The sequence below is a fragment of the Solwaraspora sp. WMMA2059 genome (genome assembly GCF_027497315.1).
Classification (GTDB): domain Bacteria; phylum Actinomycetota; class Actinomycetes; order Mycobacteriales; family Micromonosporaceae; genus Micromonospora_E.
In genome coordinates this window covers 1,535,529-1,560,322 of record NZ_CP114908.1, presented here as the reverse complement: position 1 = coordinate 1,560,322, position 24,794 = coordinate 1,535,529, and the positions used below count along the sequence as shown (strand labels likewise).

At 69.8% G+C, this 24,794-nt stretch carries 15 protein-coding genes and 1 pseudogene; 8 read left to right on the top strand and 8 right to left on the bottom strand.

All coding sequences use genetic code 11. The features are described 5' to 3' along the window. Nucleotides 1–46: 46 nt before the first annotated feature. Both O7553_RS07065 and nrdR read right to left on the bottom strand, forming a co-directional pair. Nucleotides 47–6,463 carry an LAGLIDADG family homing endonuclease gene (locus tag O7553_RS07065; protein ID WP_281555510.1) on the bottom strand — a complete coding sequence of 2,139 codons (6,417 nt, stop codon included), beginning with the start codon at nt 6,461–6,463 and terminating at the stop codon, nt 47–49. 330 nt (nt 6,464–6,793) lie between these two features. Beyond that, nucleotides 6,794–7,297: a transcriptional regulator NrdR gene (gene nrdR / locus O7553_RS07060; RefSeq protein ID WP_281554032.1), complete on the bottom strand. Its 504-nt coding sequence runs from the start codon at nt 7,295–7,297 to the stop codon at nt 6,794–6,796. A 549-nt stretch (nt 7,298–7,846) separates the two neighbouring features. On the opposite strand from nrdR, the gene lexA reads away from it, so the two are divergent. Then, nucleotides 7,847–8,521, top strand: a complete 675-nt coding sequence (gene lexA, locus O7553_RS07055; protein WP_281555509.1) for a transcriptional repressor LexA — start codon at nt 7,847–7,849, stop codon at nt 8,519–8,521. 58 nt (nt 8,522–8,579) lie between these two features. On the opposite strand, the gene O7553_RS07050 is transcribed toward lexA, so the two are convergent. Next, a complete protein-coding gene (locus O7553_RS07050; protein ID WP_281554031.1) occupies nt 8,580–10,394 on the bottom strand; it encodes a hypothetical protein in 1,815 nt (604 codons plus the stop codon). Between the two features lie 94 nt (nt 10,395–10,488). Beyond that, nucleotides 10,489–11,892 carry a GTPase HflX gene (gene hflX, locus O7553_RS07045; protein ID WP_281555508.1) on the bottom strand — a complete coding sequence of 468 codons (1,404 nt, stop codon included), beginning with the start codon at nt 11,890–11,892 and terminating at the stop codon, nt 10,489–10,491. Nucleotides 11,893–12,238: 346 nt separating this feature from the next. On the opposite strand from hflX, the pseudogene O7553_RS07040 reads away from it, so the two are divergent. Beyond that, nucleotides 12,239–13,624 (top strand): annotated as a pseudogene (locus O7553_RS07040) (NAD-dependent malic enzyme); the annotation flags it as partial. 160 nt (nt 13,625–13,784) lie between these two features. Here O7553_RS07040 and miaA read toward each other — a convergent pair. Continuing rightward, entirely contained in the window at nt 13,785–14,741 is a 957-nt protein-coding gene (gene miaA / locus O7553_RS07035; RefSeq protein WP_281555507.1) for a tRNA (adenosine(37)-N6)-dimethylallyltransferase MiaA, read from the bottom strand. After that, a complete protein-coding gene (locus O7553_RS07030) occupies nt 14,738–15,646 on the bottom strand; it encodes a hypothetical protein (RefSeq protein WP_348650092.1) in 909 nt (302 codons plus the stop codon). Before O7553_RS07030 ends, miaA begins: the two co-directional genes overlap by 4 nt. A 265-nt stretch (nt 15,647–15,911) precedes the next feature. Between O7553_RS07030 and O7553_RS07025 the strand changes: the two genes are divergently transcribed. Beyond that, nucleotides 15,912–17,120 (top strand): DUF349 domain-containing protein, encoded by a 1,209-nt coding sequence (locus O7553_RS07025; protein WP_281554029.1) that lies wholly within the window; start codon nt 15,912–15,914, stop codon nt 17,118–17,120. 393 nt (nt 17,121–17,513) lie between these two features. Then, nucleotides 17,514–18,866 carry a cellulose binding domain-containing protein gene (locus O7553_RS07020; RefSeq protein WP_281554028.1) on the top strand — a complete coding sequence of 451 codons (1,353 nt, stop codon included), beginning with the start codon at nt 17,514–17,516 and terminating at the stop codon, nt 18,864–18,866. A 100-nt stretch (nt 18,867–18,966) separates the two neighbouring features. On the opposite strand, the gene miaB is transcribed toward O7553_RS07020, so the two are convergent. Continuing rightward, nucleotides 18,967–20,466 (bottom strand): tRNA (N6-isopentenyl adenosine(37)-C2)-methylthiotransferase MiaB, encoded by a 1,500-nt coding sequence (miaB, locus tag O7553_RS07015; protein ID WP_281554027.1) that lies wholly within the window; start codon nt 20,464–20,466, stop codon nt 18,967–18,969. Nucleotides 20,467–20,503: 37 nt separating this feature from the next. Next, the gene (locus O7553_RS07010) at nt 20,504–21,001 is read right to left on the bottom strand and encodes a hypothetical protein (RefSeq protein WP_281554026.1); all 498 of its coding nucleotides are present in this window, start codon (nt 20,999–21,001) and stop codon (nt 20,504–20,506) included. A 163-nt stretch (nt 21,002–21,164) separates the two neighbouring features. Between O7553_RS07010 and O7553_RS07005 the strand changes: the two genes are divergently transcribed. From O7553_RS07005 to O7553_RS06990, 4 genes are all read left to right on the top strand, one after another. Next, entirely contained in the window at nt 21,165–21,917 is a 753-nt protein-coding gene (locus O7553_RS07005) for an amino acid ABC transporter ATP-binding protein (RefSeq protein ID WP_281554025.1), read from the top strand. An 84-nt stretch (nt 21,918–22,001) separates the two neighbouring features. After that, nucleotides 22,002–22,892: a glutamate ABC transporter substrate-binding protein gene (locus tag O7553_RS07000; protein ID WP_281554024.1), complete on the top strand. Its 891-nt coding sequence runs from the start codon at nt 22,002–22,004 to the stop codon at nt 22,890–22,892. 99 nt (nt 22,893–22,991) lie between these two features. Continuing rightward, the gene (locus tag O7553_RS06995; RefSeq protein ID WP_281554023.1) at nt 22,992–23,699 is read left to right on the top strand and encodes an amino acid ABC transporter permease; all 708 of its coding nucleotides are present in this window, start codon (nt 22,992–22,994) and stop codon (nt 23,697–23,699) included. Nucleotides 23,700–23,748: 49 nt separating this feature from the next. Then, nucleotides 23,749–24,780, top strand: coding sequence for an amino acid ABC transporter permease (locus O7553_RS06990; protein ID WP_281554022.1), 1,032 nt, complete (start codon nt 23,749–23,751; stop codon nt 24,778–24,780). Nucleotides 24,781–24,794: the final 14 nt, after the last annotated feature.

Here is a 24,794-nt window from a genome sequence, read left to right as displayed (position 1 = left end):
GAACGGGGAGCCGGATCACATCCGGCTCCCCGTGACGCGTGTTCGATCAGCTGCAGCCGGAGGTGGAACCGCAGCCCTCACAGACGTAGCAGCTGCCGGCCGGGCGCATCTTCGTGCCGCAGGTGAAGCAGAGCGGCGCGTCGGCAGCCTTGCCGATCACCGCCTCCAGCAGCTCCGTCGACGAGTGCACCGACGACGGGGCCGGCGTGCTCGCGGCGGCCGGCTCGGTCGCCGTACCGCTGCCGGAGTCGGCCGACGACGGCGCCGACGCCTCCGGATGCTTCGGCTCGACCGGCGCGGACACCGCCATCTCCGACAGCTCCGACGCCGCGTTCTCCGCCTCCGCCTCGGCCCGCATCTGCGCGGTCCGCTCGGCGGCGGTGAAGATGCCCAGCTCGGCCCGGCGGTCGTATGGCAGGAAGTCCAACGCCAGGCGACGGAAGATGTAGTCCATCACCGACGCGGCCATCCGCACGTCCGGGTCGTCGGTCATGCCGGCCGGCTCGAAGCGCATGTTGGTGAACTTCGCCACGAACGTCTCCAGCGGTACGCCGTACTGCAGGCCGATTGAGATCGCCACCGAGAAGGCGTCCATCACCCCGGCCAGCGTCGAACCCTGCTTCGACATCTTGAGGAAGACCTCGCCGAGGCCGTCGTCCGGGTACGACGAGGCGGTCAGGTAGCCCTCGGCACCGCCGACCGAGAACGACACCGTCTCCGACGGACGCTTCTTCGGCAGCCGCTTACGCACCGGGCGGTACTCGACGACCTTCTCGACGACCTTCTCGATCACCTTGGCCTGCTCGGCGGCGGCGGTCTCCTTGGCCTTGTCCGACTTGGCCGCCGACAGCGGCTGGCCCACCTTGCAGTTGTCCCGGTAGATCGCCAGCGCCTTCAGGCCCAGCTTCCAGCCCTCGAAGTAGATCCGCTCGACGTCGGCGACGGTCGCCGCCTCCGGCATGTTGACCGTCTTGGAGATCGCCCCGGAGATGAACGGCTGCACCGCCGCCATCATCCGCACGTGCCCCATCGGCGCGATCGACCGCTCCCCCATCGCGCAGTCGAACACCGGGTAGTGCTCGGTGCGCAGGCTCGGCGCGTCGACCACGTGACCGTGGTCGGCGATGTGCTCGACGATCGCCTCGACCTGCTCCTCCGGGTAGCCGAGGCTGCGCAGCGCGCGCGGCACCGTCTGGTTGACGATCTGCATCGAGCCACCGCCGACCAGTTTCTTGAATTTGACCAGCGCCAGATCGGGCTCCACCCCGGTGGTGTCGCAGTCCATCATCAGACCGATGGTGTTGTGACTGACGAACCCGCCGGCGACGTAGGTGACGTTGGCCGGCACCGACAGGTCGTACGTCGGCTGCACGCCACCGTCCTCGTTCGCCGCCACTGTCTCGTAGAGGTAGCCGAGCGCGTGCCCGAGGCGGTCGTCCAGCACCTCGCCGTAGATCTCGCCGGCCAGCGTCCGCGACACGCCGCCGGTCTTCGCCAGCGACTGCACAACCGCACCGCGCATCGGGTGTCCGGCCGGCACCAGCAGATCCCAAAGCTCACGCGGCAGGTGGATTCGGTCCCGGTTGCCGGTCTGCTGTGGCGCGGCGACGATCTGCTCCGCCTTGCGGGCGCCGATGAAGCCGATCGTCTCCTCGTACCGGATCGCGTGGTCGGTATTGCGCAGCCGCACCTGCCAGATGTCGCTGCCCATGCCGCTGCGGGTCCGCCGGGTGGTGGTCGCCATCCCGAGGGTCAGCAGCAGGGTACGGATCTCCGCGGCGAACGACTCGGTGGACGTCGACACGGACGGCACTCCCTCGATCACCGTCCCGTCGGCCTCGAACAGGCCGCGCAGGAACGCGATGTAGACGGTGACGTCGTTGGTCTCCAGAATCGCCGACGGCACCCGGGGCGACCAGCCCTTGCCGGTGTGTTCCGGGTGCGGCAGCGTCTTGGCGAACCCGGCTGCCTGCCACCAGCGGGCCAGCCGCACCGAGGAGAAGACGACCTCCTGGTAGCCGGTGCGCGCCGCGACCTCCGCTTCCAGCCCGAACAGGCCCTTGCCGAGCACCCGCAACCGTTCCACAACGTCGAGGTCGGTGTCGGCTACGGCGAACCGCAGCCCCTTGGCGTGCAGGCTGCCGTCACCCATGAAGTAGCCGACCAGTTCGGCCAGCTCGGCGTCGACCGCGTCCGGCACGTACAGTCGCCGGTCGCCGGCGTAGTACGCCTGGTCGAGCACCGGCAGCGGCACCCGACGTGGCTCGCCGACCAGGGTGCCGAGCTGCACCGGTACCAGGTCGCCGGGGGCAACCTCGGCCATCCGCTTCCAGACCCATTCGCCGGTCGCCGGTTCCACCACCTTGACCCGGTGGGCCAGGGTGCCCTGGATCTGGTAGCCGCCGTTGGTGACCACCCGGCGAGTGGGCTCCTCACCGTTGACGAAGAACTTCGTCGCCTGGCGGGCGCCCTCGTCGGTCGACACCATCATGTCGAGGTCCTGCCAGCGGTCGCCGTAGACGTCGCCGATCTCACCGAGTCGCACCAGCCCGCGGTCGGTGGTCACCATTGTGTCCGCGGTGAGGCAACCAGTGGGCGCGAGTACACTTGCCTGGGAATTGCGCCAGCCGTTTTTTTCGCCGATCCTGTTGCCGATCTCCCATTGCCGGGCGGCTTCCCGGGCCAGGGCGGTGGCGGTCGGGCCGGTCGGGCGGATCTCATCGCTGGCAGCGGCGTGCTTGCGCATCACCCGCTTGTGGCCCTCGGCGTTGCGGGCGTAGCCGTCGTAGGCGCCGACCACGCCGGCCAGTTCCGCCGAACGGCGGTACGCCGTACTGGTCATCACCGAGGTGATGGCGGCGGCGTAGGACCGGCCGGCTTCCGAGTCGTACGGCAGACCGGAGGCCATCAGCAGGGCACCGAGGTTGGCGTAGCCGATGCCGAGCTGCCGGTACGCCCGGGTGGTCTCGCCGATCTTCTGCGTCGGGAAGTCGGCGAAGCAGATAGAGATGTCCATCGCGGTGATGACGAACTCGACGGAGCGGACGAACTTCTCCACCTCGAAGCCGCCGTCGGCCCGCAGGAATTTCATCAGATTCAGCGACGCAAGATTGCACGACGAATTGTCAAGGTGCAGGTATTCCGAGCAGTTCCGGACGACCACGCCGTTGGCGATGTACGAGTGGTTGCGCGGTTCGGACAGATTGTAGGTGGTCTCAAAGCCGTCGAACTCGCGGCTGACCAACTTCGCCGTCTGATCCGTCCGGTAGAACCGGTGCTGTTCGAGCCAACGGGCCACCCGCTGCGCCTTGGCCTGGTGGTCGAACCCGATCCGGCTGGCGAACAGGCGGATGTTCTCCCCACTGATCCGCAGGTCGTAGAGCTGCTTACCGTGGTACTCGCGCTCGTCGCCACCGTTCGTGGTGTACCGGAAGGTGGTGTCACCGGCCTTGCGGGTGGCGTAGATCCGGCTGCCGATGCCGAACCCACTCAGCAGACGCTGTGCCTCGCGGAGCAGTTCGATCGAGACCGCGCCGAGCCCGACGTAACGGGTGCCGTTGGCGGTCTCGGCGGCGCAGCCGTCCGCGTCGAACAGCCCGCGCAGGAACGCCGCCTGGATCTCGGGCGGCGCCTCCAGCACCGACGACGGCAGTCGCTTGTCCACGGCGCGGGCAGTGCTCACGCCGAGCCCGGTCAGGAAGTCGACGACGGCAGTACGGTTGCTGCGCAGCTGCACGGTGCCGTTGGGCATCTGGACCGGGTCGAATCGCAGGCCGACGATGCTTTCCAGCACCGTCTGGTGCCGCTGGACAATGGCCTCCGGGTCGGACTGGCTGTAGACCCAGCTAGCACCGGGGTTGTCACCGCGTACGCCCGGGGTGCCTTCCCGGACTGAGCCGTCGCCGACCAGCCAGCCGAGCAGGTGGGCGAAGTCCTCGGTCCACTTCTCCGGCAGTCGGGACTCCCGTTGCCACTTGGTCGGCACGACGTCGCCGGGTGACACCCTGCTGTCCGCGCGCATGCGGAACTCCCAGGACGCGGCGGTCGCCGGGGTGGGCTGGTTGAGCGGCAGGATCTGGTCGTCCGGGGTGAGGTCCTTGGCCTCGACGTACCCCCGGTTGGTGGTCCAGATCCGGTGGTTCGGGGTGCAGCGCAGCACCATGCCGTTGCTGAACTCGAGCCGGGTGATCTCGTTCGTCCCGGTGATCATGACCGCTTCGGGGCTGGTCAGCACGACCTGGTCGGCGGGGGCGTCCGGGTTGGTGGCGTCGTGGGTGTAGACACCGAACGATTCGCCCTGCCGGCTCCGGTCGATGAGTGCGTCGAACCGGATCAGGCCCTTGTCGGTGTGGACCAGGGTGTCGCCGGTGAAGCAGGGGTTGGACGCGGTGATGCGTCCGCTCTCCGGGCAGGTGTGCCAGTCGTTGATCGTGTCGTCGTACTGCAGACCGGGGTCGGCGCATTCCCAGGCGGCCTGTGCGATGGTGCCGAACAGCTTCTTGGCGTCGACGGTGTCGATCACCGAGCCGTCGAGCCGGGCCCGCAGGTCGAAGTTGCCCCCGTCCTCGTACGCCCGCATGAACTCGTCGGAGACCCGGACCGAGTTGTTGGCGTTCTGGTACTGGACGCTGACGATGTCGGCACCGCCGAGGTCCATGTCGAACCCGGCGTCGCGCAGCGCCCGGATCTTGTCCTCCTCGCGGGCCTTGGTCTGCACGAACTCCTCGATGTCGGGGTGGTCCACGTCGAGGATGACCATCTTGGCGGCCCGGCGGGTGGCGCCGCCGGACTTGATGGTGCCGGCCGAGGCGTCGGCGCCACGCATGAAGCTGACCGGGCCGGAGGCGGTGCCACCGCTGGACAGCAGCTCCTTGGAGGAGCGGATCCGGGACAGGTTCACCCCGGACCCGGAGCCGCCCTTGAAAATCAGCCCTTCCTCTTTGTACCAATCGAGGATGGAATCCATCGAGTCGTCGACGGCGAGGATGAAGCAGTTGTGCACTCGCAGGTTGTCGGAGAGGTACTCCCCCGACTCGGTCTGGATGTCGTAGACCTCCATCGCCCCGAGCGGTTCGACCCGGTCGATGACGAGGCGTTTCGTCGCCTTGGCGGACCGGCCCACCTTGGCAAAGCTCTCCTCCAGCTTGCCGGACTTGCGGGCGTCGACGAACCCGATTTCTGCGGCGAAGGTGTCCCGGTCGCCGTGGTTCTGGATGCGCAACGACCAGGTGCCGTGCCGGTTCGGTCGCGGGTCGGCCTTGAAACCGACCCGGGCGAAGATCCCGAAGCGCAGCAGCAGCCGCTGCAGCCCGCGAATCAACCGCTCGCCGATCATGTCCAGGCCGACCAAGGTGGACGCCTCACGCTCCGAGACATAGCCCTCTGCCTGGAAGATGCTCTTCAAATAAGCGGCGACGACCGGCAGCGGCGCGGTGAACAGCGTTGCCGGCACCTCCATCTCGGTGCCCCGGGCAAGCAGGCCCCACTTGTCGATGAACGGGCGCAGATTCTCCCCGTACAACCGGGTCCGCCGGCAGTCGAGGGTGACGTCCTGGGTGACGACGCGGCGTTCATGGCGGTGCGCGCCAGGGAAGACCTGGTCGATCGCGGCGACGACCCAGCTGAGTTCGTCGTCGTTGACGGTCATCGCCTCGATTGTCAGCGACCGGTTGGTGCCCTGATCGTACTGGCCGACAAAGCCGTCTGACTGCAGCCAACCGGCCAGCGCGGCCTCGTGGACGTCGCCGGGGTGGAACTCCGCCTCGCCGTCGCTACCCCGCCGGTGCCATTCGAGAGTGTCGCCAGCGACCAAGGTGCCGGCTTCGACGAACCGACCGGTGCCCTCGCCGGTCGCTTTCCAGACCAGGTGGTCCGCGGTTACGTCCAGGGTGTAGCCGGCTTTGGTGTGCAGGCGCAATACGTCCTTGATGCCGTTGGCCTGGACCGCGAGAATTCGGGTCAGCCCGTGTGCGTCGTAGACCTTGGCTCCGACGGCGTCCTCCTCGACCAGCTTGCCGATCGGGACGAGGCCGGCCGGCGTGCTCACGAGCGAGTGGTACGGCTGGCACGCTGATACCTGCTGTGGGGAGGCGGTGCCGACGTTGAACCAGACCGGCGAGTTGAAGCTGAACACCTGGTGCAGCAGCATCCAGGTCAGCTCGTGCTCGAAGATCTCGGCGTCGCCCGGGGTGGCGAAGTAGCCGTGCTGCTCCCCCGCCGCCCGGTAGGTCTTCACCACCCGGTCGATCAGCTGCTTGAGCGACCATTCCCGCTGCGGGGTCCCCACCGCCCCACGGAAGTACTTGGTGGTGACGATGTTGGCCGCGTTGACGCTCCACGACTCCGGGAACTCCACGCCGCGCTGCTCGAAGTTGACCGTGCCGTCGCGCCAGTTGGTCATCACCACGTCGCGGCGCTGCCAGGTCACCTCGTCGTACGGGTGCACACCCTCGCTGGTCCACACCCGCTCGACGGTCAGGCCACCCGCGCCGGCCTTGGCCCGTACCCGCGCGTTGGAGCCCGCGGCCGATCCGGCCTTGCCGTTGGCCTTGGCCGCACCGTTGGCCGAACCCGCCGCGCCGTTGGCCTTCGCCGTGCCGCCGCTACCGCTACCGCCTGTCTTCGCGGTCACACCTTCCCCCGCCATCTGATCGCCCCCTCAGGCTCTCGCGCAGCGTCGTGCCACGCGGTCGTTTCCGTCTTGCCGTTCAGCTTTTTTTCTCGGCCGTACCCGCCCCGCCGGGACCTGCGGTCGGCCGTACGCCTTGCTGTTCCGGGTTTGCCGCGGGGCCGGTCAGCCGGGCCCGGGCCCGGCTGCGGCCGCCACCGGGGTCGTCGCGGCCTCCCGCGCCCCGGCGGCGGCCCGCAGCGTCTCGATCTCGCGTTCGAAGTCGTCCAGCGAGTCGAAGGACCGGTAGACGCTGGCGAACCGCAGGTACGCCACCTCGTCCAGCTCGCGCAGCGGCCCGAGGATCGCCAGCCCGACATCGTGACTGGGGATCTCGGCCGCGCCCTTGGCCCGTACGGTCTCCTCGACCTTCTGGGCCAGCAGGGCGATGGCGTCGTCGTCCACCGGTCGGCCCTGGCAGGCCTTGCGCACCCCGCCCATGATCTTGGATCGGCTGAACGGCTCGGTGACGCCGCTGCGTTTGACCACGGCGAGCACCGCCTCCTCGACGGTGGTGAACCGCTTGCCGCATTCCGGGCAGGACCGGCGGCGGCGGATGAGCTGGCCGTCGTCGGCTTCCCGCGAGTCGACCACGCGCGAGTCGGCGTGCCGGCAGTACGGGCAGCGCATGCCGATGTCCCTTCCGTCGAGCCGCGGGGTCGAAATGGGCGCGCAGTGGTCACCGCAGGGTCACGCGGGTACGCGGGGCCGGCCCGCTGGAGACGTTGCTCTCAGTCAGGAGACCCAACCTGTGGACAACTTACGCCCTTGTAACTACTAGATGTTGGGGTCGACGGTAGGCCCGCAACCGGGGCCCGGTCAAGTTGGCCGGCGCACTTCGGCGCGTCGTCACTCTGCCAACACCGATCCCTGCCCGAGGGTTACCGCCCATGCCGCCACCGAAATCAGTCGAACGCGCGTACGATAAACTACTGCCAGGACGACACGCACCGACATCTCGTACAGATGTTTGAACCTGACCGGATCTCTGGTTACCGTCTTGGTCGACACCAATGGTGCCGATCAGGATGCGATCTGACGGCCGGGGAGAGGACGGATGTGTCGAGCGACGACAGGGCGGGCCCGCCCCAGCAGGGTGGAGGCAGCGGCGGCGCGACGACGGTCAACGCCGGCGCGTCGGTACGTGGACGGCGCGGCAGCCGTTCCGGCGAGTCCCGGTTGCGTGCCGTGACACCGGTGGTGAGCGCATTTCCCGAGCCGGTCAACGGCGAGCTGACTGCCCGGCAACGCCGGATTCTGGAGTTCATTCGCAGCTGGGTGGACCGGCACGGCTACCCGCCGAGCGTGCGGGAGATCGGCGAGGCGGTCGGCCTGGTCTCCCCGTCCAGCGTCGCCTACCAGCTCAAGGAGCTGGAGCGCAAAGGCTTCCTGCGCCGGGATCCGAACCGTCCCCGGGCGGTCGACGTGCGTCCGCCGCACGACACCGCCGATGACGAGGCCGAGCGGGCGCTGCGGCCGGCTCCGGCGTACGTGCCGATGCTGGGCCGGATCGCCGCCGGTGGGCCGATCTTGGCCGAGCAGGCAGTGGAGGACATCTTCCCACTGCCCCGCGAGCTAGTCGGCGAGGGTGAGGTGTTCATGCTGCAGGTCAAGGGCGATTCGATGATCGACGCGGCGATCTGCGACGGCGACTGGGTGGTGGTACGTCAGCAGCCGACCGCCGACTCAGGGGAGATCGTCGCCGCGATGATCGACGGCGAGGCCACGGTGAAGACCTACCGGCGGCGCGACGGGCACGTCTGGTTGATGCCGCACAACGCCGCGTTCGACCCGATCCCCGGTGACGAGGCCACCATCATGGGCCGGGTGGTGGCGGTGCTACGCCGGGTCTGACCCGGCGCGCAGCAGTTCTCGGCGGGGTCTCAGCCGCAGGAGTGTCAGCTGCGGGGTCTCAGCCGCGCCATTCGTCCGGCTGCTCGGGAGCGGACCGGCCGTAGACGCCGGGTTCCCGCTCGACGTGCCCGGCCGGTGGGCGCGGCCCACCGGCTCGCGGCTGGTCGTAGCGGTCGGCCGGGTAGCCGTCGCCCGGGTAGTCGCCACCGAGGTCCCAGGACCCGCCGGAGTCGCGTGCGTCCTTGGTGCCCCTGGACCGGCCGGAGTGCCCGGCACCGCCGTAGACGCCTGCCGCGCCGGGCCGGGCCGGTGGCGCCGGTTTCGCCGCCCCGTACACCGCCCCGGAGTCGACCCCGCCGGCCGGACGGTAGCCGCCGGTGTCCGGCCGTGGCGCGGCGGCCCCGTACACGCCGGCCCGGCCGCCGGTGGCGGGCTTGGCGGCACCGTATGTGCCGGCCCCGCCGGCGGGCGGTCTTGCCGCCGACCCGCCGTAGACGCCACCACCGCCTGGACCGGTCGGGGCGGCCGAACCGGCGGCGGGTTTCGCCGCGCCGTAGACACCGCCGGCTTTACGGCCGGCCGGGGCCGGTCCGCCACCGGGCAACGCGCCGCTGCCCAGCGAATCGCTGGCGTAGGCGCCACTGCCCAGCGAATCGCTGGCGTAGGCCGCAGCGCGGTCGCGGTCCCCCGGGTCGCGGTCGGACCGGTCCGGGTCGCGATCGGCGCGGCCCCCGCCGCGTCCACCGATCGCTGCCGACCGTGCCGTCCGCCGGGCCCGGACGATACCGAAGATGCCGAGTCCGACCAGCAGTGCGCCGAGCACACCGACCGCCGCGATCAGCAGGTTGATCTCCTGCAGGCTGATCCGGTTGAGCCAGGACGGTCCCTCCCGGTCACCGCCGCCGGTGTCGTCGACCTGGGCCGCGACCTCGGTGCTCGGGGTGTAACGCAGGATCTCCACCGGGGTCCCCTCGTCGAGGGTGGCGACGTCGGAGACGGTGAGGAAGGTGGCCCCGTCCGGGGAGTAGGCGATCGATTCGCCGAACGGGTCGGTGAGCGGGGTGGCCCGGGGGCGTTCGCTGGTGAGCGTCGTGACGATGTCGCCGTCGGCCGACAGGTCCCACTCGAAGGCGTCGGCATAGGTGCGCAGGGCGATCCGGCTGCCGTCCGGGGACCGGGCCGCGCCGGTGACGGTGAGCCGGCCGGCGGCGGCGAACAGGTTCGGGGTGCTGGTGGTGGGCAGTTCGAGTTCGCCGACCCGCTCCATCGGCACCGGGTCGTCGTTGTCGCTGCGGAGTTGTTCGACCGGGCGGTACAGGCCGGACGGGCCGGTCTCCTTGGTGATGATCAGCGGGGTGCCGTCGTTGGCTATCAGCAACGCCTCGGCGTCGTGCGGGCCGTCCGGGTAGCTCACCCGATGGATGACCGGTTGGGCGGAGCCGTCAACCGGCAGGGACCACAGCGCGATTCGTTCGCGACGCTCGTCGGCGGTCGGGTTGTCCCCTACGTCGGCGATCCAGAGAGTCTGCCCGTCCGGGGAGATCGCCAGGTCCTCGGGGTCCAACGGCGGCGTCGGGTACTGGACAGCGTTGGCGACGTCGCAGGACGAGTCGAGGAAGAACACCCGCTCGTTGCTGTCGATCTCGGTGCTGTCGTTGACCACGACGTAGCCGTCGGTGGTGGCGACGAGACCGGAGAGCTCCCGCAGCCGCTCGTCGGTGATCTCGCAGACCGGCTCACCCGGTGTCACCTGCTGGGTACCGGGCGGGGAGGGGTCCTGGGCGGGCAGGGCCATGGCCGGGCCGGGCGGAGCCAGGAGGTGGATCGTGAGCAGTCCGACGGCGATCGTGGCCGGGGTCAGGAGCCGACGCATCCGACGAGTGTCGCACGCCGGCCTGAGTCCGACTGTTACACCGTGATCAATCACGTGAAGTCTTCGGCGGATCACTGAGTCTGCGGAAAGAATGTCACTCGCCCGGAGTCAGGAACGGTTGGAGTTCGGCGGCGAGTGCCTCGTCGACGCGCGCCTGCAGAAGGGTACCAGCGGCGGTGTGCCGGGTGCCGAGGACCTCACCCCGGTGGTGCACCCGGGACACCAGGTCACCCCGGTGGTACGGCAGTATGACGCTGACCTGGACAGCCGGTCGTGGCAGGCGTTGCTCGATCGCGGCGCGCAGGGCCTCGATGCCCCGGGCCTGCCGGGCGGAGACGAAGACCGCGTCGGGCCAGAGCCGCTTGAGCCGCAGCAACTCCTCCTCGCTGGCCGCGTCAATCTTGTTGACGACCAGCAACTCGGGGCGACGGTCGGCACCGACCTCGGCGAGCACCTCGCGGACCGCGCGAACCTGCTCCTCCGGATCCGGATGGGCACCGTCGACCACATGCACCACCAGGTCGGCCTCGGCAACCTCCTCCAGGGTGGAACGGAACGCCTCGACGATCTGGTGCGGCAGATGCCGGACGAAGCCGACGGTGTCCGACAGGGTGTAGACCCGGCCGTCGGCGGCATGCGCCCGGCGGGTGGTCGGGTCGAGGGTGGCGAACAGCGCGTCCTCGACCAGCACCCCGGCACCGGTGATCCGGTTCAGCAGGCTGGACTTACCGGCGTTGGTGTAGCCGGCGATCGCCACCGCAGGCACCGCGTTGCGGGTACGGCGGGCGCGTTTGGTCTCGCGTACCGTCCGCATGCCTTTGATCTCCCGCCGCAGGCGGGCGATCCGGGTACGGATCCGGCGCCGGTCCGTTTCCAGTTTGGTCTCACCGGGGCCGCGCAGGCCGACGCCGCCACCGGCACCGCCGCCACGGCCGCTGCCTCCGGTCTGCCGGGACAGCGTTTCGCCCCAGCCGCGCAGCCGGGGCAGCAGGTACTCCAGCTGGGCCAGCTCGACCTGGGCCTTGCCCTCCTTGCTCTTGGCGTGCTGGGCGAAAATGTCCAGGATCAGCGCGGTCCGGTCGATGACCTTGACCTTGACTCTCTGCTCCAGGTTGCGCAGCTGTGACGGGGAGAGCTCACCGTCGCAGATCACCGTGTCCGCGCCGGAGGCGAGCACCACGTCGCTGAGTTCGCCGACCTTGCCCCGGCCGACGTAGGTGGCCGGGTCAGGCCGGTCGCGGCGCTGGATCAGGCCCTCCAGGACCTGGGACCCGGCGGTCTCGGCGAGCGCGGCGAGCTCGGTGATCGAATTCTCCGCGTCGGTGACCGTCCCGCTTTCCCAGACTCCCACCAGCACCACGCGCTCCAACCGCAGCTGGCGGTACTCGACCTCGGTGATGTCGGCGAGTTCGGTGGAGAGCCCGGCGACGCGCCGCAGCGCGTGCCGGTCGGCCAGCTCCAGGTCGCCGACGGTGGTGTCGTCGTCTGTCGGCTCGATCGGGCCGTTGGGGCCGGTTCGGCCGTCCGGGTCGGTGGCGGTCGACAGGTGGAACGGCGGGTGGACCGTCTCCTCGGCACGATATGTACGCAAAAGCTGCCTCCTCAGGATTCGATCGTGACACGCCGACGGCCGCGCCGCACCTACATATCAGGACGCGGGCTACCCACATGGCCGGGACCGGGCCGGATCGCGGCCGACTCCGGACCGGATGACCGCCGCCGTGACCTGCTGCTGAACGGCTCCGGCACGCCGTACGCGGGGTGGAGCGGGCGCGGCGCGGATCACGCGCAAGAATGGTGCAGCGGCCCGGTCCGGCCGCCCCCACCAACGACGGAGGGATCCCGTGGCGACCACCCGCCTGCCCAGTGCCGGCTTCTCCATCACCATCCGGATCAGCATTCCCGCCGACGCGTCGGCGATCGGCCGGTTGACCACCTGTGTCGGCGAGGCCGGTGCCATCGTCACCGCGCTCGACGTGGTCGACTCCGACCCGGTCAGCGTGGTGGTTGACCTGACCTGCGACACGGCCGACGCGGCGCACGCCGACGACGTGGTCAAGGAGCTCGAGGCGCTCGACGGCGTCGAGGTCCGCAAGGTGTCAGACCGGACGTTCCTGCTGCATCTGGGCGGCAAGATCGAGGTGGCCCCGAAGGTGTCGCTACGTAACCGAGACGAGCTGTCCCGGGCGTACACGCCGGGGGTGGCGCGGGTATGCCTGGCGATCGCCGACAATCCGGCCGACGCGCGCCGGCTCACCATAAAGCGCAACACCGTGGCGGTGGTGACCGACGGTTCGGCCGTGCTCGGGCTGGGCAATCTCGGTCCGGCGGCCGCGCTGCCCGTGATGGAGGGCAAGGCGGCGCTGTTCAAGCGGTTCGGTGACGTCGATGCCTGGCCAGTGGTGCTGGACACCCAGGATCCGGACGAGATCGTCTCGATCGTACGGGCCATCGCCCCCGGCTACGGCGGGATCAACCTGGAGGACATCGCCGCGCCGCGCTGCTTCGAGATCGAGTCGAAGCTGCGGAAGCTGCTCGACATCCCGGTCTTCCACGACGACCAGCACGGCACGGCGATCTGCGTGCTGGCCGCGCTGACCAACGCGCTGCGGGTGGTCGGCAAGCAGCTCAGCGACGTACGGGTGGTGGTCTCCGGGGCGGGCGCGGCCGGCACCGCCATCATCAAGCTGCTGCTGCGTCAGGGCGTCGGGGACGTCATCGCCTACGACCGACCGGGCGCACTGCATCGAGGGCTGAGCGGGTTGAACCCCACCTGGCAGTGGCTGGCCGAGCACACCAACTCGACCGGGTACGCCGGGGATCTGCCCGGCGCGCTGCGCGGCGCGGACGTGTTCATCGGGGTGAGCGCGCCGAACCTGCTGACCGGTGACGACATCGCCACCATGGCACCGAACTCGATCGTGTTCGCGTTGGCGAACCCGGACCCCGAGGTCGACCCACGCGAGGCCCGCCGGCACGCGGCGGTCGTCGCGACGGGGCGTTCCGATCAGCCGAACCAGATCAACAACGTGCTGGCGTTCCCGGGTGTGTTCCGTGGCATGCTCGACGCGCACGCGGAGTCGTTCACCGACGACATGGCGTTGGCGGCAGCGCGGGCCATCGCGGACGTGGTCGGCGAGGAGCGGATCAACCCGACGGTGATCGTGCCGAGCGTGTTCGATCCCCGGGTGGCGCCGGCGGTGGCCGCTGCGGTCCGAGCCGCGGCGCAGGCCTCGGAAGCGGCCGCGCAGACGGCCGTCGCCGCGCAGCCGGCCGTGTCCACCGCCCCGGCCGGTGTACCGACCATCCAGCAACGGTCGGCGGCGGCCGACAACTGACCCTGGGCGGCTGGCGGCGGCCAGTCCGCGGTTGGCGCAGAGCCGGCACCGCTCAGCGCTGCGGAGCGCGCAACGCGGCGTGCGCCGCCCGAACCAGGTCCGGATCTGCGCCGTCGAGCCAGCGCACCCGGGCGTCGCGGCGGAACCAGGAACGTTGCCGGCGGACGAACCGGCGGGTCGCCCGTACCGTGTCCCCACGGGCCTGCTCGTCGTCGTACTCGCCGTCGAGCATCCGGAGCACCTGCTGGTACCCGAGCGCCCGGCTGGCCGTACGGCCGTCCCGCAGGCCCTGCCCGAGCAGCGCGTGGACCTCGGCTACCAGGCCCTGCTCCCACATCCGGTCCACCCGGCGGGCGATCCGGTCGTCGAGCTGTTCGGTGGGCAGGTCGACACCGAGTTGCACGGCGTCGTAGTGGGGCACCGGTTCCGGCAGGGTAGCGGTGAACGGCCGCCCGGTCAGCTCGATCACCTCCAGCGCCCGAACGATCCGCCGCCCGTTCCCGGGCAGGATCGCGGCGGCGGCCGCCGGGTCGGCGGCGGCCAGCCGGGCGTGCAGCGGAGCCGGGCCGGTCTCGGCGAGTTCGGCTTCGAGCCGGTCGCGCAGCGCCGGGTCAGTGCCGGGAAAGTCAAATCTCTCCAGCACCGCCCGCACGTACAGGCCGGAGCCGCCGACCAGCAGCGGCAGGCGCCCCCGACGCAGGATGTCGTCGATGGCGGCGCGGGCCAGCCGCTGGTACTCCGCGACGCTGGCTGGCGCGGTGACCGGCCAGATGTCGAGCAGGTGGTGCGGTACGCCGGCCCGTTCGTCGATGGTGAGCTTGGCGGTGCCGATGTCCAGCCCCTGGTACAACTGCATCGAGTCGGCGTTGACCACCTCGGCGCCGAGTTGCTGGGCGAGGGTGATGCTCAGCGCGGACTTGCCGGCCGCGGTCGGGCCGATCACCGCCACCACTCGGTCCGGGCGGATCGACGCGGGTCGGCGCGGCCCGGTGCCGCGGCCGTTGGTCAGTTCCGGTGCCACGAGGCGACAAAGTACGCGACGCCGTACGGTGCGGCGTAGTAGGTGAGCCGGCCGGTCCAGTCGGTCACGTCGCCGGCCGCCGCACCGGCGGCATCAGCGTCAGCGGACGCCGCACCGGCACCAGCAGTCGCCGCGCTGGCGGCCACCTGCCAGGCGGCCCGGCCGGCGACCCGCAGTGCGCCGGCCAGAGCCGGGTCCAGACGGGCGAGTCTCCGGTGGTCGGCGGTAGCGAGGGCGGCGGCGACCTCGTCGTCGAAGGGTTCCGCCCGGTCGTCCTGGTAGCCGGGTGAGGCGAGGCCCCGGCAGGCGGAGCCGTCCCCCATCACCAGGGCCGCCCACGGTCGGTCGGCGGTCCGGGGTCCCGCCGCTGCGGACCCGGCGAGCAGCCGCCCGCGCCGTAGGCACTGTTCGGGTGGCGAACCGGCGGGGACCGCGACCATCTCGACCGCCGTACGGGCGGGGTCGACGTCGGCGCGGGCGAGCAACCACGCCGCGACGGTCAGGCTCAGCGGCAAGCGGCGGCCGGCACCGGTCGACGTGGCGTCGGGGGCGGGTACGGCGTCGACGACGGCGGCCGCCGGGTTCAGGGACGTGCCCAGGGGTACCTCGACCGCCGCCCCCCAGGGTCGGAAGCTGGCGGACAGCGGTGGCCGCCAGATCCGCTCCATCGGATCGGGAACTATCGACGGATCGGGTTCGGTGGACGGATCGGGAACCATCGACGGATCGTCGGTGCCGATGACCACGATTCGCTCGGCGGGGCAGTCGACCAGTGACCGGACGGCGGCGGTGGCGGCGCACCGCAGCTCGTCGAGCTCGGCGGCGGCCCCACCGGCCAGTTCGGGAACGATCACCGGCGGGTGTGGGCAGAAGGCGACGCGCAGCGGGGGCACGGCGTCCACGGTAGCCCGCAGTCCTGTCGCTCCACGCAGCCAACCGGTCACCTTGAGTGTCGGAATTTGGCCCCTTTGGCACCGACTCGTGGGCCAACCACCGACAAGGACACCGTATGGTCACGGTCGGCGACAGGCGCTCGACGCAGGCAGGGTTGGACCTGTGACAATGCGCGGGGGAAACTTACCCGCAACCTAACTGCGCCGTGGCGGCGTCCATCGGGACATCTCGATCCTGCGACGCCGGGAGAACGAGGATGGGCACATGAGCGACTGGACTTCCTTCGGACGGGTTGATGCGGACGGCACGGTCTACGTCAAGACTGCCGAAGGGGAGCGCGCGGTCGGATCCTGGCAGGCTGGAGCGCCGGAGGAAGGCCTGGCGCACTTCGCCCGCCGGTTCGCCGACCTGGTGACCGAGGTCGACTTGACGGAGGCCCGGTTACAGTCCGGTGCCGCCGACGCGACGCATTCGCTCAGCACGATCCGACGACTGCGCGGATCACTGGCCGAGGCCCATGTGGTCGGCGACCTCGATTCGCTGGCCGACCGGCTGGACAAGCTGGCGACCCTTGCCGAGGACAAGGCAGCGCAGGCCAGAGCGGCCCGGGACGCCGCCCGTGCCGCCGCGCTGGCCCGCAAGACCGAGCTGGTGGTCGAGGCCGAACAGCTCGCGGCCGAGTCGACCGGGTGGAAGAGTGCCGGTGACCGGTTCCGGGAGATTCTCGACGAGTGGAAGACGATCCGCGGCGTCGACAAGAAGACCGACGGGGAGCTGTGGAAGCGGTTCGCCGCCGCCCGGGACGGGTTCACCCGTCGGCGGGGCGCGCACTTCGCCACCCTCGACGCGCAGCGCAAGCAGGCCCAGTCGGCGAAAAACGAGCTGGTCGCCGAGGCCGAGACGCTGGCCGAGTCGACCGACTGGGCCAGCACCGCGAGCCGGCTCAAGGAGCTGATGGCCGAGTGGAAGTCCGCCCCACGCGCCTCGAAGGAGGCGGAGCAGAAGCTGTGGGAACGGTTCCGTTCGGCCCAGGACACCTTCTTCACCCGCCGCAGCGAGGTCTTCTCGGCCCGCGACGCCGAGCAGCGCGCCAATCTGGAGCGCAAGCAGGCGCTGCTGACCGAACTGGAGGCCGTCGACATCGACGCGGATCCGCGTACCGCGCAGGCGAAGCTGCGTGAGGTGCAGGGCCAGTGGCATGACATCGGCCGGGTGCCACGCGAGTCGACGTCGGGGCTGGACCGTCGACTGCGAGCAGTCGAGGACCGGGTACGGGAAACGATGGACTCGGCGTGGCGGCGTACCGAGCCGTCGGCCAATCCCCTGTTGACTCAGATGCGCGAGCAGGTCGCCGAGGCCGAGCAGCGGCTGGAGCGGGCGCGGGCGGCCGGTGACGCCAAGCGGATCCGCGAGGCGGAGAAGGCACTTGCCGGCAAGCGGCAGTTCCTGGCACTCGCGGAGCAGGCCAAGTAGCGCCAACCGGGCAGCCGACCGAAGAGCACTGACAAGACACCGGCGGGATCCGACCGCGAACTCGACGGCGGATGCCCCCGGGAGCCGCCGGCCGCCAGGAACATCAGCGGCCGGCGGCCGATGCCGCTGGTGATCTTGACGGGCAGCCGGCGACCCCGCTCTCCGGGTAGCCGGCCCCTGCGGAGGCCAGTCGCCCTACCGCCTACTCATGACACACCCCTTTGACATCGCGATACTTCTATGTTTCGCTAAGGAAAGCGCTTCCCCGCCTGTCCAGCGGGATCCGTCCTGTAATACCCACGGCGTGGTGCACCGCCAGCACCCGCACCTGCGAGCCAACCGGGCTGGCTCTCCCACCGGCGACGCACCCCGCCATGCCGTAAGGAGATCTCAATGCACGCAGCACGGCGCCGCACGGCGCTGGCCACCACTGCGGTCGCTGCCGTCGCCCTCACCGGTGCCACGGTCGTCAGCGCAAGCACCGCCCACGCCGCTACCGGCTGCCGAGTCGACTACTCGGTCGCCTCCCAGTGGCCGGGCGGTTTCACCGGCAACGTCGTCCTCACCAACCTCGGCGACGCGATGTCGTCCTGGTCCCTGCAGTGGACCTTTGGCGCCGGCCAAGAGGTCGTTCAGGCGTGGAACGCCGACATCTCACAGAGCGGGAGCTCCGTCACCGCTCGCAATGTGAGCTACAACGGCAACCTCAGTTCGAACGCGAGCGTCTCGTTCGGCTTCAACGGGTCGTGGAACAACTCGTCCAACCCGGCACCGAGCAGTTTCAGCCTGAACGGCGTGGCCTGCACCGGTGGCACCAACCCGACCACACCGCCACCCAACCCGACCACACCACCGCCCAACCCGACCACACCGCCACCCGGCCAGACGCCGACCGGCCTGGTCGGCTGGGCCACCCAGAACGGCGGCACCACCGGTGGCGGCAACGCTTCCCCGACCACCGTCACCAGTTCCTCGGCGCTGTCCTCGGCGATCAGCGGATCCGGCTCCGCCGTCATCCGGGTGTCCGGGACCATCTCCTGCTCCGGCATGCTGAACGTCGGTAGCAACAAGACGATCGTCGGCGTCGGCTCCTCAGCCACGATCTCCGGCTGCGGATTCAACATCAGCAACCAGCGAAACGTGATCATCCGCAACATCAACTTCCGCAACTGGAATGACGACGCCATCAACGTCCAGACCGAGTCCACCAACGTCTGGGTCGACCACAACAGCTTCACCAACGGGTACGACGGAGCCGTGGACATCAAGCGCGGTTCCGACTACATCACGGTGTCGTGGAACCGCGTCTTCAACCACAGCAAGTCGATGCTGCTCGGCCACTCGGACAACAACGCCAGCCAGGACCGCGGTCACCTGCGGGTCACCTACCACCACAACTGGTTCGACGGCTCCGGTTCCCGGCATCCGCGGGTCCGGTTCGGCAACCCGGTACACGTGTTCAACAACTACTACTACGACAACGACTACGGTGTCGCCTCCACCATGGACGCCGGCGTTCTCGTCGAAGGCAACTACTTCGAGAACGTCGACGACCCGACGCACGTCGGCTACGCCGCGTCGGACCCGGGCACCCTCGTCGCCCGCAACAACCACTTCGTGAACTCCGGCACCCCGGAAACCGCCGGCGGGGTCGCGAGCATCCCGTACTCCTACTCGTTGACCACCGCCAGCCAGGTGAAGTCCGTCGTCACGAACGGCGCCGGCGCCGGCAAGATCGGCCTCTGACCCGATGACGTCCGTCTCCCGGCCGCGTGGTGCGGCCGGGAGACGGCGCGGTGCCGGATCAGCAGCTGACGGCACCCGGGTCAGACGCGGCTGACAGGGTTCAGCGGTCGCAGGCCGAGGTGGCCAGTGTCGCCGGAGGTGGTGCACCCACCGTCGGCAGCCCCAGCAGCACCCCGCCGGTACGCGGTGTCCGCCCTGCCTCGTAGGCGTCGCCGGCCCGGGTCCGGCGGTGGGCGACCGGCTCGCCGTCGGCGTTGAGATGGTGCGGAGCCGCGTAGCTGACGACCACCTCGACGAGGTCACCGGGACGGATGCGCCCGGCGAGCGGGCCGGCGTCGAAGTGCACCAGCCGGCCGTCCCGGGCCCGGCCGGACAGCCGCCCGGTCCGCCCGTCCTTGCGGCCCTCGCCGACCGCGACCAGCACCTCGACCGTCCGGCCGAGCAGCCGACGGTTCTCCGCCCAGGTGATCTCCTCCAGACAGGCGATCAGCCGGTCGTAGCGCTCCTGCACCACCGGCTTCGGCAACTGGCCGGGCATCTCGGCGGCCGGGGTGCCGGGGCGTTTCGAGTACTGGAAGGTGAACGCCGAGGAGAACCGGGCGGCCCGTACCACGTCGAGGGTGCGTTCGAAGTCGGCGTCGGTCTCACCGGGGAAACCGACGATGATGTCGGTGGTGATCGCCGCGTCCGGCATCGCCGCCCGCACCTTGTCGATGATGCCGAGGTAGCGGTCGGCGCGGTAGGAGCGGCGCATCGCCCGCAGTACGGCGTCCGAACCGGACTGCAGCGGCATGTGCAGCGAGTGGCAGACGTTGTCGGTCTCGGCCATCGCGGCGATCACGTCGTCGGTGAAGTCCTTCGGGTGCGGGCTGGTGAACCGGACCCGTTCCAGCCCGTCGATCCCGCCGCAGGCGCGCAGCAGTTTGCCGAACGCGAACCGGTCACCGAACTCGACACCGTAGGAGTTGACGTTCTGGCCGAGCAGGGTGACCTCCAGCACACCCTCGTCGACCAGGGCCCGTACCTCGGCGAGGACGTCGCCGGGCCGACGGTCCTTCTCCCGGCCGCGCAGCGACGGCACGATGCAGAAGGTGCAGGTGTTGTTGCAGCCGACGGAGATCGACACCCAGCCGGCGTAGGTCGACTCCCGCCGGGTCGGCAGGGTGGAGGGGAAGACCTCCAGCGACTCGAGGATCTCCACCTCGGCGGCGGAGTTGTGCCGGGCCCGGTCCAGCAGGGTCGGCAGCGCACCGATGTTGTGCGTGCCGAAGACGACGTCGACCCAGGGGGCCCGGCGGACGATCTCGCCCCGGTCCTTCTGCGCCAGGCAGCCGCCGACCGCGATCTGCATCTGCGGCCGCTTCTCCTTGACCGGTCGCAGGTGACCGAGGTTGCCGTACAGCCGGTTGTCGGCGTTCTCCCGCACCGCGCAGGTGTTGAAGACGACGACGTCCGGATCGTCGGACTCCCCCGCCCGGACGTAGCCGGCCGATTCCAGCAGGCCGGAGATCCGTTCGGAGTCGTGCACGTTCATCTGGCAGCCGTAGGTGCGCACCTGGTAGGTACGTGGGTGGCGGGCGTGTGCTGCGCTGGTAGTCATGACATCAGACAGCGTAGCCGGCCGCCCGCCGCCGGGATCACGCGGCGAGTGTCGGAGCCACCGAGTCGGGCCCCCACCGCGAGCCGCCGCAGAACAACCCGGCCCGGCAGCCGGGGTCGGTCAGGCTGCACAGCCGCAGGTTGGTGCGGCGGTCACCGACGCTGGTCGGTTCGATGTCCAGGTGCACCGGACGGACCGTGCCGTCCGGGGACACCAGCAGGTGGCGGGTCGCGTCCAGCGTGTCGTCGGCGAGTACGCAGCGACGTCCGGTCCGGCGGGCGAACGCGGCGAGGACCCGGTGCTCCGGCGGGTCGACCGGTGCGGCGTAGCAGTCGACGTTCACCGGGAAGTCCCCGGCCCCGTCCCAGACGTCGCAGAGCACCACGCCGTCGGGGAACCGCTCCGCCGAAGCCCCACCCAGCGACACCACCGGACGACCGATGATGGCCGCGAGGGTGGCTCGGATCTGACCTGGGGCGAGCGGTCCGTCGACGGACCAGTTCCACAGCGTGGTGCAGAACGGTGCAATCGCCATACGATCATGTTGCCCGGACAGCAGCCGGCACGTGGGCTGTGTTACCGCTCCGTGACCATTTGAGTTGCCTTCCGACACATCACGCCGCCTAAAGTGGCGGGACCACGTGAGGTGACCTCGACCGATCGTGACGACTAGGACGGTGCATGGACAGGGACGGTGCATGACGGTGACAACCAGTGAGCCGCTGATCGTGCTCAGCGGAGTCAACAAGTGGTTCGGTCCACTGCACGTGCTCCAGGACGTCGACCTCTCGGTCGACCGTGGTGAAGTGGTGGTGGTGATCGGGCCGTCCGGCTCCGGCAAGTCCACTCTGTGCCGCGCGATCAACCGTCTGGAGCCGATCAGCTCCGGGACCATCCTGTTCGACGGCCGACCACTGCCGGCGGAGGGCCGGGCCCTGGCCCGGCTGCGCAGCGAGGTCGGCATGGTGTTCCAGTCGTTCAACCTGTTCGCGCACCGGACGATCCTGGACAACGTCACGCTCGGCCCGATGAAGGTACGCCGGGAGAAGGCGTCGGTGGTCCGTGAGCGGGCACTGCAACTGCTCGACCGGGTTGGCATCGCCAACCAGGCGGACAAGTTCCCGGCCCAGCTCTCCGGCGGTCAGCAGCAGCGGGCGGCGATCGCCCGGGCGTTGGCGATGCAGCCCAAGGCGATGCTGTTCGACGAGCCGACCAGCGCGCTCGACCCGGAAATGGTCGGCGAGGTGCTGGACGTGATGACCTCGCTGGCAGCCGAGGGGATGACGATGGTCGTCGTCACCCATGAGATGGGCTTCGCCCGGCACGCCGCGAACCGGGTCATCTTCATGGCCGACGGGCAGCTGGTCGAGGACGCCCCGCCCACCGAGTTCTTCACCAACCCGCGCAGCGACCGGGCGAAGGACTTCCTGTCCAAGATCCTCACCCACTGACATCCCGCTCGAGGACGAGTTTCATCCAACGTGGAGTCGGCCGCGACCCGGCGGGCTTCCCATCGTGAAGGAGAAAACTGAGCAATGCGTATGTCACGTATGGCGGCGGTAGCCGCAACTGCCGCGTTGGCGGTGTCCATGGCGGCCTGCGGCGACAGCGGCGGGGACGGCTCCGGCAGTGAGAACCCCGACGTGGCGACGCCGAGCTTCGAGGCCGGTACCACGATGGCCGAGCTGAGCGAGGCCGGCACCATGACCGTCGGCACCAAGTTCGACCAGCCCGGCTTCGGTAAGCTGGGCCTCGACGGTGAGCCGGCCGGCTTCGACGTCGAGATCGCCAAGCTGATCGCGGCCGAGCTGGGCATCGCCGCCGACGACATCGAGTACGTCGAGGCGCCGTCCGCGGTCCGCGAGGAGCTGCTGGAGCAGGACCGGGTCGACATCGTGGTTGCCACTTACACGATCAACCCCACCCGCAAGGAGCGGATCGACTTCGCCGGCCCGTACTACGTCGCCGGCCAGCACATCATGGTCCGCGCCGACGACGAGTCGATCACCGGGCCGGAGTCGTTCGAGGCCGGGGACAAGAAGATCTGCTCGGTGCAGGGTTCGACGCCGGCGGAGAACATCCAGGAGTACCTGGCGGATGTCGGCGAGCAGCTGGTGCTCTTCGACGTCTACGAGAAGTGTGTGGACGCGCTGCGCGGCGGTCAGGTCGACGCGGTCACCACGGACAACGTGATCCTGCTCGGCTTCATCGCCGACAACGAGGGCGACTTCAAGCTGGCCGGTGAGCAGTTCACCGAGGAGCCGTACGGCATCGGGGTGAAGAAGGGCGACGACGCGTTCCGCGACTTCATCAACGACACCCTGGAGAAGATCTACGACGACGGCTCGTACGCCGCGGCGTGGGAGTCCACCGCAGGTGCCTTCGACGACAACACCCCGACCGGTCCCGCGGTCGACCGCTACTGACCGTCGAAGGTCGCCCCTGATCGATCCCGGCCGGCCCGGCGCAGTCAGCTCCGGGCCGGCCGGTCGCCCAGGTGGACGGTTCGCAGAAGGGTCTTTCGTGTGAGAGTGCTCGTCGACCACTTCGACGTCTTCGTCGGAGGTTTCTGGCTCACCCTGCAGCTGTGTCTGCTGTCCGCGACCGGCGCGCTGCTGATCGGCACGCTCGTCGCGATCCTGCGGATCTCACCGGTGCCGCCGCTACGCTGGCTCGGCGGGGCGTACGTGACGGTGCTGCGCAACGTGCCGCTGACCGTCGTGATGTTCTTCTCGGCCTTCGGGTTGCCCGCACTCGGGTCGAACGCCGACTTCCTGCGGATCCCCGGGCTGAGCATCGTGTTCAGCCGGCTCGGCATCGACCTGCCGTACTTCCGGTTCGCGATCATCGCGCTGAGCGTCTACACCGGTGCGTTCGTCTGCGAGGCGATCCGCAGCGGGATCAACGCGGTGCCGCCCGGTCAGGCGGAGGCCGCCCGCGCGATCGGCCTGACCTTCACCCAGAACCTGCGGTACGTGGTACTCCCCCAGGCGTGGAAGGCCGCGATCGTCCCGCTGGGCAGCGTCATCATCGCCATGATCAAGAATTCGGCGCTGGCCGGCTTCTTCGGGGTGGTCGGTGACCTGTCCAACTCGGCGCAGAACCTGACCAGCGCCCTCGGCGAGCCGATCATCCCGGTCTTCGTCGGCATCTCGATCGGCTTCCTGATCATGACCGTGCCGCTCGGGCTGCTGCTCGACCGGGTCGAGGCCCACCGGGCGGTGGCCAGATGACCGCCCCGTCCCCCGCGAGCGCCGCAGCCGTCACCGGAGGAACCACGCCATGAGCCAGCAGCAGAGCGTGTTGTACGACGCCCCCGGACCACGGGCCCGACGGGTCACGCTGATCGTCAGCGTGCTGTCGGCCCTCGCCGCCGTCACCGCCGGGTACTTCCTGGTCTACCGGCCGCTGGCCGAACGCGAACAGTTCACCATGGAGAAGTGGGGTCCACTGATCGACCCCGGCAACGAGGTGTTCGGTCAGGTCTGGACACTGCTCGGCGAGGGGGTCACCGCCACGCTGACCGCCGCCGGCCTGGCGATCGCGCTGTCGTTGCTGTTCGGCACCGCGCTGGCGGTGCTGCGGATCCAGCTGAAGGCGCTGCTGCGCCGCCGGTTCACCGGGCTCGCCACCTCGTTCGCGCTGGCGTTGCGGGCGCTGAGCTGGCTGCTGAACCTGGTGACCCGGTTCTGCGTCGAGGTGTTCCGCGGCCTGCCGGTGGTGATCACGATCTTCTTCGTCGCCCGGGGCCTGCCGGACCTCGGCCTGGAGATCGTCCTCCCGTTCGGCCACGAGATGCTGCCGTACCTGGTGCTGGGTCTGACCATCTACAACGGCGTGGTGATCGCCGAGATCCTGCGCTCCGGGATGGAGGGTCTGCCGTCGGGGCAGCGCGAGTCGGCCGCCGCGATCGGGCTGACGTCGTTCCAGACCACCCGGATGATCCTGCTGCCACAGGCGTTCCGGATCATGCTGCCGGCTCTGATCAGCCAGCTGATCGTGGTGCTCAAGGACACCTCGTTGGGCTTCATCATCGGCTACCAGGAGACGCTGCTGGTCGGCCGGACGATCATCCAGAACCTGCGTAACCCGATCCAGGTGTATCTGGTGATCGGGGTGCTGTTCATCGCGGTCAACTACGCGCTGTCCAAGCTCGCCGAGTCGGTGCAGCGGCGGCTGGCTCAGGGCCGGCGGACCAGCGCCACACCCCAGCCGCCGGCGGCACCGGCGTCGACGGTGGCCGGCCAACAGACTGCGGCCGGCACCGGCGGCAGCGCCACCACCGGCGGCACGGCTACGTCAGGCAGCAGCTAACCGGACGGCCCGCC